The organism is Chromatiales bacterium (genome assembly GCA_014762505.1).
Classification (GTDB): Bacteria; Pseudomonadota; Gammaproteobacteria; order SpSt-1174; family SpSt-1174; genus SpSt-1174.
In genome coordinates this window covers 1-9,472 of sequence record JABURS010000004.1, presented here as the reverse complement: position 1 = coordinate 9,472, position 9,472 = coordinate 1, and the positions used below count along the sequence as shown (strand labels likewise).

Genomic DNA, 9,472 nt, shown 5'->3' with positions numbered 1-9,472 from the left:
CTCCACCGCATCGCCGAGGCCCTGGAAGTGAACACCGCCGACCTGATGGACCCACAGGAATGGGTGGTGGAGAAACGGACCTATCTTGGTGTGGGGAGGGGGCGCGGATAAGCCCAGAAACGGGAGGAAGCCTTAGAGGGCTGGTTTTGATGCTGAAAATGGGCTTCTAAGGGCAAGAATCGGCGAATATCAGGACGATTTTCTTTTTCTGTCAATGAGTTGGCTTGGTCCGACCCCGGCATAGCCGGCATAGCAGTTTAATAAGTATATCAATTAGTTGCCTTGGCCAAACCCTGCCTAGCCTTGAAATCCAATGAGATCGATTGCGCTAACCTCTCCTACCTGGTAGCGTTTCCAAACCGATATTTACCTAATTCATGAAATCTAATGAAATTCGTTGATCTTTTCTGTGGTGGTGGCTTTGGGGCCCGGGGGGCCGTACGTGCTGGAGCCACGCCGATTCTGGCTGTCGACGCGTGGGGTCTGGCGGCCCAGACGTATAAAGACAACTTCCCGGATTCAGACGTGATTTGCTCGCCAATCGAGGACCTGTCCCCGATTCAGCTGGCCAAAAAATACAAGCCCGATGTGCTGTTGACCTCTCCCGAGTGCACTTCACACTCGATAGCCCGGGGCGCCCGACCCGGTTCTGAGAAAAGCAGGGAGACTGCGATTGGGATTGTTCCCTGGCTTGAGGCAATGAGTCCACGGTGGCTCATTGTCGAGAATGTGAACCGCATGAAGAAGTGGGACCGTCACAACGAGCTTGTGGAAAGCATTGGGTCCTATGGTTACACGGTGAGCGACCTCTTTCTTAATGCAGCGGATTTTGGAACGCCGCAGTCGCGAAAGCGCATGTTTCTACTCTGTCACAGGGGTGGATCAGTGACGACGCGAGAGGACCTCATTGCATTGCATCGCAGAAGCCCTAAGTCTGCCGAGTCAATCATCGACTGGAGTGACAGATACTCAAGCACCCCGCTATTCACACCTCGCAGAGCCAAGCCCACGCTCGAACGAGCCGAGCGCGCAATCGCAGAATTAGGTCGGGGTATACCCTTTATCATCGTCTACTACAGCTCCGATTATGCAGGCGGATGGCAGTCTCTTGATGCGCCGTTGCGCACAGTCACGACTGTCGACCGGTTCGGATTGGTTACCTGGCAGGGAGACATTCCTTATCTACGCATGCTGCAGCCGCCAGAGTTATTGAGAGCCATGGGAGCCGGAACCGGCCACAAACTGCCGGTCGGCAACCGTCGGGAGAAAATCAAGCTTTGCGGAAACGGTGTCTGCTCACCGGTGCTAGAGGTCATATTCAGACGGATAATGCAAACTGACCAAAGAACCGGATGTAAAGCAGCATAATCGAGAATAATGGTTAAGCGACATGCGACGGTCTAGAAAGGCATCAAAGAAACGATCACTCCATTTTGATCACCTTGCCACCTAAGACCTCCCCTCTGGGACGAGATCTCCAGTTCTCCAACTGTGCGAATCGCCCTCCCCGTTTACAACAAACAAAGTGACTACGACGCGAATACCAAAGTAGGGGTTCAGAATTGGCTGACGTCTTGACTAAAGAACAGCGTCGACACTGCATGAGTGCGATTCGGGGCAAAAATACCAAGCCTGAGAAAAGGTTACGTAAAGCACTCTGGCACATGGGATTTCGCTATCGAATCACAAACAAACTACCAGGCCGACCCGACATCGTCTTTCCATCAGAACATCTAGCTGTGTTTGTGGATGGCTGTTTCTGGCACGGCTGCCCCAAACACTTCCAACAGCCGAAAACCAACGAAACATTTTGGCGAGAAAAGATTCAGGAAAATAGAGAGCGAGACAAAAAAAACAATTTTGCTCTTGAAAAGAATGGCTGGCTAGTGCTGCGATTCTGGGAGCATGAGATAAGAAAAGACACTGACGCCTGCGCCAAAAAAGTAATAGGCGAATTACAGAGAATACGCTCTAGGTTGACCTGACATCGAATTCTACCGCACGCGCAACTCATGGCTCACTCTCCCGAAGAAAGCACTTTTTTATATTGCTTAACAAGCTCTTTTTTGTCCAAATCCGGCTGCCCTTGCCTTCCGTAGTACGCAGCGAATCGTGACTGTATTTCTTTAAGAAAAGCACCTGAAACCGTCGCCAATCTGTCTGCCAACATAAAGTCATCTAATGACCACGTAAGAATATTCTGCAGGTCCGCCACCGCCGCATCAATATTACGATACCCTGGAAGAAACACATATTTCTCCCGCTTTCCTTTCACAATCTCATCAAGCAATTTTTCACGGTCTGAAGACTTAGCATCTTCGCGCATGATGCCATAATTCAGAAATGCTTCTCGAGTCACCGGCACAAGCGGGGCCAGAACAATAGAGTTCGCATTGATAACAGGCTTACCATCCTTGTGCCCCCTCACGACCACATCACAGGGCGGCGACAAAACAATATATCGGCCACCTTCATGTTGCACCACATCGCCAGTAGCAACATGCGCTCTTATGGGAGGAATAATATAAAATTCGGCCTCATGGTAATGCGAATTCTCTTCCTCATGAGGAAGATCCAGATACTCCAGAAGGTGCGTCACAGCGTACCGCAGAAGGGTTCGCTCCGAATCGCGCCCCCCTGCGTCCCAGTTATCAAAGTCACAGGACAAGTGACGCCAGAAGATCTCTCCAAGATGCTGCTCGATCAATCCGCGCCCGCCTAGTATCTTGGTGATTCCGGTCTTATGAATCTTTATAAGACCATCAAATATTACATCATTCGAAACGGCACGATCGAATGTTTTCAGGAATCCTGATTGACCGATATCAGGGGCGAGGTTTTGCAAGTTCCCGGACACCACAAAAACAGGAAAACGATGCCTCGCGGTAATCTCCGATAATACATCGTTACCCGATGCCTCATTGGGATTCCCCGGCGAAAGGTTCAAATCCACTATTGCCCCGTCGAAATCTCTTGACAACAGTTCTTCCTTTGCTTGTTCCGCAGAGCGGCGACCCACGACCTCTAACCGGAATTCTTCTGTTTCCATATCACTTGCCGCATCTCGGTATGCCTCCATCTGGTCTTCGTCATCTTCGACGATAAGTATCCGTACCGTATCAATCATTCTTTGTTGCCTCGAAGATAAGCTCAAATACTGCACCCTCATCCGAGTGCTTGGCTTCGATTTTTCCGCCTATACGACTCATTGCCTCACCTACCAGCGCTAACCCTAGTCCAGTTCCCTCGGGTTTCATGCTGTATCCCGGCTCGAACATAAGCTCGAGATTCCCACCCTGAAATCCGGGCCCCGTATCCTTAAACTCGACAATGCTTTGCCCATTCTCCTTAAGCACCAACACATCAATCCGGCGCACCCCTTCTTTCACTTGAGACAGCCAGAACACGCTGTTTTCAATCAGGTTGGCAAATACGGTCATGATATCCATCTCATTAGCGCTAACTACTGGAGTCGACCCCTTTAAGGATACGGAATACTGAATACTTGCACTCTCAAGTTCCGACGAAAATATCGCAAACGCATTATCCAACTCGCGTACAAGGCTCACTTCTTTGCTTGGTGATCTCCGTGTTCTAGCGAGTGGCTCAATTTTCTTGAAGAGAAATGAAAGCCCCTTTGCATGGGAAAGCACTTTATCTGATCTGTCATCGATCTTTTCCAGCACACCCATATCAGAAGTCTCTATAACCTCTCGCGTCCACTTAACAAGTCTGGGCACGGTCTCCGTCAAGTATTTGATGTGCTTTCGCCCTTCATGGAGAAGCACATGAGTGATTTTTCCCAGGGTCGCTTGCCCCTGATAAACGGCAATTGTGTCCCTGATTTGTCGCACGAACCCCGCTTTATTCAGCCTTTCTAATTCCAAAGCCTCATCAACAACTAACTCAACACCCTCCATTTGGGCGGGAGAAATTCCCAGCTCATTCAGGCCGCTTGCGATTCGCTTTTTAGTACTTTCAAAGTTAAACAGGAGGTCCATCTCCTCTTCCAAGCTCCGAAATCTGCCACCTTTGAAAGCCTTTTCTCGGTAACGTACGCGGCGACCTTCGAGTTCATTGATTACTCGCAACACAAGGGTTACGAGCCCAAAATAGGCGCCATTCTCTACCAGACCATCGCGCGCACTCTTCTCCTGCAGCCCCGATTGCTCCTCAGGCCGGACGTAAACAAAACCAATTATTTGATTATGGCCGATCTTGTATGAGGGGTTCTGCACCCTCTTTTTATCCAGGTCTAGCCAGTCAAAGGATTGCTCTCCGTAGGGCCGGATTCGGAATTGCTCACGATAGATCCCGACGCCATAGTGCTCATTCAGAATGTGGCGAGCCTCCTGTTTACCGACATACTCTCCGGTATCAGGATCTTTAAGCCCTCTTTTTATAATATTTTCAATACTTTCGGGATCACGATCGTAAACACGCAAATCGATGAATATCTCTCCAGGATACTTCTGACCGGCAGCGCTATCGATAGGAAGCTTTAGTTCGAACTTCTCGACACCTAGACTCGGAATATTCTGATTCTCAAATCGCAGGACACCATTTCCGGCCTCATCCACTCGTCCAGAGATCTTGTAATCGTAAAGATCAAGTACCGGATATGGTCTAATCTTAATCGACCGGTGATTGTAGTTTTCGGCCGGAAAGCTCTCAAAAACCAGCTGGATCTCGAAATGATCGTGATCCACCTTGTATCCTTGGCGCTCAGCTGCCGTGTAGACCTCCTCGGGCGCAATCAGGCTACGCAGCTCGACGAAGAGCTTATGCAACTGTCTCGGAGTCCATACTTCCGCCACTTCGTCCGCGGTCATCCCGTCTGATTCAATTTCGATCCGCGTGCCATCAGGAGCACCTGTGTGAGCCTCTTCAATATCCAACTCCAACTGATCCAGGTATTGAAGCTTCTCTAACGCCTCCATATCTAAAAGCAGTGAAGTCGTCACGCCACATTTAGTAGTCTCCATAAAAATACGGTCGCCTAGGATTGCCGCCGCGAAACGGCCGATCCCCTTCCGCCCCTGCAAAACACGCCCGCCAGTACTCCGCTTCCTTCTGAGCTTGTCATCGGTCGCGGGAACCAGCCATTGATTGACGACCGTATCGAAATCCATCCCGTGACCGCAGTCCTCCACCATAATCAGAAGTCGGTTCGCGGGCTCTTGATAATTGAACCCAATCACGACACTAGGTGAATCTGCATCATATGCGTTCTTCACCAATTCGACGATTGCGGCATAGACATCCTTAATCAGGTCCTGGCCTATCGTGCGCAGCAAACGGGCGGCAGGCCGGATCTTTTGGATCGAATGCGTCATACTCGCCCTCGCGCCACATGCCCCATTCTATCTTCAGTCATACCGCCAGCCCCAGGAGCCAAAATCATGCAACTATTCCCTTTTGCTCGAATTTCCATAGAACAGCACGACTGATATCCAAGTAGACGTCAAATTTCCTTGTAGATCTCCGCCCCAGTTTTCTTAAACTCCACAGCCTTCTCTTCCATCCCCTTCTTCAGCGCTTCGTCTTCGGAGATGCCCTGCGCAGCCGCGAAGTCGCGTACGTCTTGGGTAATCTTCATACTGCAAAAATTTGGCCCACACATCGAGCAGAAATGCGCCACCTTGTGCGCTTCCTTGGGCATGGTCTCGTCGTGGAATTCGCGGGCCTTTTCCGGGTCCAGGCTGAGGTTGAACTGGTCTTCCCAGCGGAACTCGAAGCGCGCCTTTGACAGGGCGTTGTCTCGCACCTGGGCGCCGGGGAAACCCTTGGCGAGGTCGGATGCGTGGGCGGCGATCTTGTAGGTGATGATGCCGTCGCGCACGTCCTGCTTGTTGGGCAGGCCGAGATGCTCCTTGGGCGTGACGTAGCAGAGCATGGCGGTGCCGTACCAGCCGATATTGGCGGCACCGATGCCGGAGGTGATGTGGTCGTAGCCCGGGGCGATGTCGGTGACCAGCGGGCCGAGGGTGTAGAACGGGGCCTCGAAGCAGTCGTGGATCTGCTTGTCGACGTTTTCCTTGACCATGTGCAGCGGCACGTGGCCGGGGCCTTCGATCATGCACTGGACGTCGTGCTTCCAGGCGATCTTGGTGAGTTCGCCCAGGGTCTCGAGCTCGCCGTACTGGGCGGCGTCGTTGGCGTCCATGATGGAGCCGGGGCGCAGGCCGTCACCCAGCGAGAAGGAGACGTCGTAGGCCTTCATGATCTCGCAGATGTCTTCGAAGTGGGTGTAGAGGAAGTTTTCCTCGTGGTGCGCGAGGCACCACTTGGCCATGATGGAGCCGCCGCGGCTGACGATGCCGGTGACGCGGTTGGCGGTGAGCGGCACGTAGCGCAGCAGCACGCCGGCGTGGATGGTGAAGTAGTCCACGCCCTGCTCGGCCTGCTCGATGAGGGTGTCGCGGAAGATCTCCCAGGTGAGGTCTTCGGCCTTGCCGTTGACCTTTTCCAGCGCTTGGTAGATGGGCACGGTGCCGATGGGCATGGGCGCGTTGCGCAGGATCCACTCGCGGGTCTCGTGGATGTTCTTGCCCGTACTCAAATCCATCAACGTGTCGCCGCCCCAGCGCGCGGACCAGACCATCTTCTCCACTTCTTCCTCGATGGAAGAGGTAACGGCGGAGTTGCCGATGTTGGTGTTGATCTTGGTGCGGAAGTTGCGGCCGATGATCATCGGCTCGAGTTCCGGGTGGTTGATGTTGGCCGGGATGATGGCGCGGCCGCGGGCGACCTCGTCGCGCACGAACTCGGGCGTGATCTCGTCCGGCAGCTCGGCGCCCCAGCCCTGGCCCGGGTGCTGCTTGAGGAGCTTCTGGTAGCGCGGGTCGGCGCGCAGCTCATTCAGACGGCAATTCTCGCGGATGGCGACGTATTCCATCTCGGGCGTGATGATGCCCTGGCGCGCGTAGTGCATCTGGCTGACGTTGTGGCCGGGCTTGGCTCGGCGCGGGGTGCGGATATGCTCGAAGCGCAGCTCGGCCAGTGCCGGGTCTTCCTGGCGGCTGCGGCCGTACTCGGAGCTGGGGCCGTCCAGCGTCTCGGTGTCGTTGCGCTCGAGGATCCACTTCTCGCGCAGGGCGGGCAGGCCCTTCATGAGGTCGATCTTCGCGGACGGGTCGGTATACAGGCCCGAGGTGTCGTACACCGTGATGGGCGGGTTCTCTTCCGGCGTGCCGGTGGTCATGGTGGGCGCGCAGGCGATCTCGCGCATGCCGACCTGGATATCCGGGCGCGAGCCCTCGATGTAGATCTTCTTGGAGTTGGGGAACGGACGGGTGACGTCCTCGGAGAGTTCGGCCGTCTTCTTGATGAATTCCTGGGGGATCGCGCTCATGCTGTGGACCTCTGTTCTGCGGGGGTCGGCGGCGCGGAAGACGGACTGCGGGGGCGAATCCGAAGCTTCCCTCCGCCGGTGTTAGCCGGATCAGGTATTAAGGGTCTTTCTCAGCCGGAAAGCGGCGTCTCGTCCTCCCATACTGCGTTTTCGCGGCTCGGCGAGATGCTCATGTACGTGAGTACACTGCGCTCCCGCCTCCCCGCTCAGCCTTGTCTGGAAGGACGATCCATCACTTTCCTGAGACATGCATCCTTTGCCCGCGTGCTGCGTTTTCGCGTCTCGGCGAGATGCTCATGTACGTGATGTACACTGCGCTCCCGCCTCCCCGCTCAGCCTTGCCCGCGAACAAAATCTACATGTCTCATTACGAATCCGGGTGACTCGAACGTCCAATCCAGATTCGGGTGGCACCCCTAGCCTCTTAATAATGTGTCGAAACTATAGAACGGCGCGGGGTTTTGCAAGTTGGCGCCGGGGGAAATTCCCTGCTGACCGTAGGCCTTAGCTATGCTAGGGTTACTGGCAGTGGCGAGGGGAGGGCCGTTTGAACGGCCTGCAATGCCGCTCAGGGGGAACCGAAACCGCTGGTTTCGGGCGGGTCAGCAGCCCACCAGGGCCAGGACCCGAAAAAGAAGAAACGCCGGCCTCGCGCCGGTTTGGCAAGACGAGACCTGGCCCCGGCAACGGGGCTTTTCTTTTGGCCGGCCTTACGCCCCCCTGTAGGAGGCCAGCCCTCTGGCCGATGGGGCCCCACCGGCATGGCCATGATCGCCGAGGGGGCTCGGCTCCTACGGGTGAAGGTTTTGCTGGTAGGAGCGGCGGGAGCCGCGATTGTCCATGCCCGGGACAGCGCGTGCCACCCTGATCGCGCCTTGCGGCGCTCCTACGAGGCACCGGCCTGATCTGTGATCTCTGTGTCCTCTGTGGCGCATTGAATTCCCCTTATTCCATCAAACCCTACACCTCGTCTGGATTTCTCCACCGCCTGGCGGCAATTTCACCGGCGTGACGGTGTCGGATACCCTTGGGGCGCGGTTTGGGCTAATCTCGCTCGATAGCCTCCAGGCCCCGCAAGAAGGGCCGACACGATAACGACAAGAGATGACGAAGGAGAAAGATTCATGTTCAAGGCGCTTTCCGCCCTCGGGCTTGTCCTGCTGCTGCTCGTATCCTCCCTGGCCTCTGCCAACGACGAATTCCCCGGCCGCGCGACCTACAACACCATCCCGGTGATGGAGCTGGAAGAGTTGGCCGCCCAGCTCGACAAGGTGCACGTGGTGGACGTGCGCTCCAAGTACGAGTTCGACGTGCTGCACATCAAGGGCGCCGTGCATATCGCGCTGGACGATGCGGCCTTTGTCGAGAAGCTGGAGGCCCTGAAGGGTCAGGCCGCGCAGCCGATCGTGTTCTACTGCAACGGCAAGACCTGCTACAAGTCGTACAAGGCCTGCGACAAGGCCAAGGGCCGCGGCATCGAGGAGGTCTATGCCTACGACGCCGGCATCTTCGACTGGGCCAAGGCCCAGCCCGAGGCCTCGGTGCTGCTGGGCCGCTCGCCGGTCGACCCGGCCCGCCTGATCAGCGGCGACGACTTCAACAAGCGCCTGCTTGCGCCGGAGAAGTTCGCCGAGATGGTGCACGGCACGAATGCCACCGTGATCGACCTCCGCGAGGCCACGCAGCGCGCCGCCACCTCGCTGTTCCCCAACCGCCAGGAAGACATCTCGCTGGACGACACCGCCGCCATCGACGCCCGGCTCGCGCGCGTCGCCCAGCGCGGCGGCACCGTGCTGATCTACGACGAGGCCGGCAAGCAGGTGCAGTGGTTCCAGTACTACCTGGAAGACAAGGGCATCAAGGACTACTACTTCATGAAGGGCGGCTCCAAGGCCTTCTTCAAGGAAGTGCTGATGATGTAACCGGGACATCCCGGCCCACGAAAAAGGCCCCGCATGCGGGGCCTTTTTCGTGGGCCGCAAGCAGGAGGCCAGCCATCTGGCCGATGGGGCTGAATCCGGCAGGGTCGTGATCGCCGAGGGGGCTCGGCTTGTATGTTGTGCCCCGACAGGCCAGAAAGGGCTTGTCGGGGTGGAGGGACGAGCTTGGCATCTGGCC

At 55.7% G+C, this 9,472-nt stretch carries 6 protein-coding genes and 1 riboswitch; of the genes, 3 read left to right on the top strand and 3 right to left on the bottom strand.

The window, feature by feature from the left end:
- Positions 1–387: 387 nt before the first annotated feature.
- Positions 388–1,368: a DNA cytosine methyltransferase gene (locus HUJ28_00060; GenBank protein MBD3617863.1), complete on the top strand. Its 981-nt coding sequence runs from the start codon at positions 388–390 to the stop codon at positions 1,366–1,368.
- A gap of 194 nt (positions 1,369–1,562) precedes the next feature.
- On the top strand, positions 1,563–1,985 hold the full coding sequence (locus HUJ28_00055) for a very short patch repair endonuclease (GenBank protein ID MBD3617862.1): 423 nt from the start codon (positions 1,563–1,565) through the stop codon (positions 1,983–1,985).
- A 32-nt stretch (positions 1,986–2,017) separates the two neighbouring features.
- Here the strand turns inward: HUJ28_00055 and HUJ28_00050 are convergent, their stop codons facing one another.
- From HUJ28_00050 to thiC, 3 genes are all read right to left on the bottom strand, one after another.
- Positions 2,018–3,127 carry a response regulator gene (locus HUJ28_00050; protein ID MBD3617861.1) on the bottom strand — a complete coding sequence of 370 codons (1,110 nt, stop codon included), beginning with the start codon at positions 3,125–3,127 and terminating at the stop codon, positions 2,018–2,020.
- A complete protein-coding gene (locus HUJ28_00045; GenBank protein ID MBD3617860.1) occupies positions 3,120–5,336 on the bottom strand; it encodes a sensor histidine kinase in 2,217 nt (738 codons plus the stop codon). The genes HUJ28_00050 and HUJ28_00045 overlap by 8 nt, the downstream gene beginning before the upstream one ends.
- A gap of 128 nt (positions 5,337–5,464) precedes the next feature.
- The gene (gene thiC, locus HUJ28_00040; protein MBD3617859.1) at positions 5,465–7,354 is read right to left on the bottom strand and encodes a phosphomethylpyrimidine synthase ThiC; all 1,890 of its coding nucleotides are present in this window, start codon (positions 7,352–7,354) and stop codon (positions 5,465–5,467) included.
- A 49-nt stretch (positions 7,355–7,403) separates the two neighbouring features.
- Positions 7,404–7,496: riboswitch (TPP riboswitch) on the bottom strand.
- Positions 7,497–8,478: 982 nt separating this feature from the next.
- Here thiC and HUJ28_00035 point away from each other — a divergent pair.
- The gene (locus HUJ28_00035; GenBank protein MBD3617858.1) at positions 8,479–9,276 is read left to right on the top strand and encodes a rhodanese-like domain-containing protein; all 798 of its coding nucleotides are present in this window, start codon (positions 8,479–8,481) and stop codon (positions 9,274–9,276) included.
- The last annotated feature ends 196 nt before the right edge of the window (positions 9,277–9,472 follow it).

Excerpts from the sequence above, each read along its gene's own strand:
- HUJ28_00060 (MBD3617863.1), top strand. The coding sequence starts at position 388 with ATGAAATTCGTTGATCTTTTCTGTGGTGGTGGCTTTGGGGCCCGGGGG.
- HUJ28_00050 (MBD3617861.1), bottom strand. The coding sequence starts at position 3,127 with ATGATTGATACGGTACGGATACTTATCGTCGAAGATGACGAAGACCAG.
- HUJ28_00045 (MBD3617860.1), bottom strand. The coding sequence starts at position 5,336 with ATGACGCATTCGATCCAAAAGATCCGGCCTGCCGCCCGTTTGCTGCGC.
- thiC (MBD3617859.1), bottom strand. The coding sequence starts at position 7,354 with ATGAGCGCGATCCCCCAGGAATTCATCAAGAAGACGGCCGAACTCTCC.
- HUJ28_00035 (MBD3617858.1), top strand. The coding sequence starts at position 8,479 with ATGTTCAAGGCGCTTTCCGCCCTCGGGCTTGTCCTGCTGCTGCTCGTA.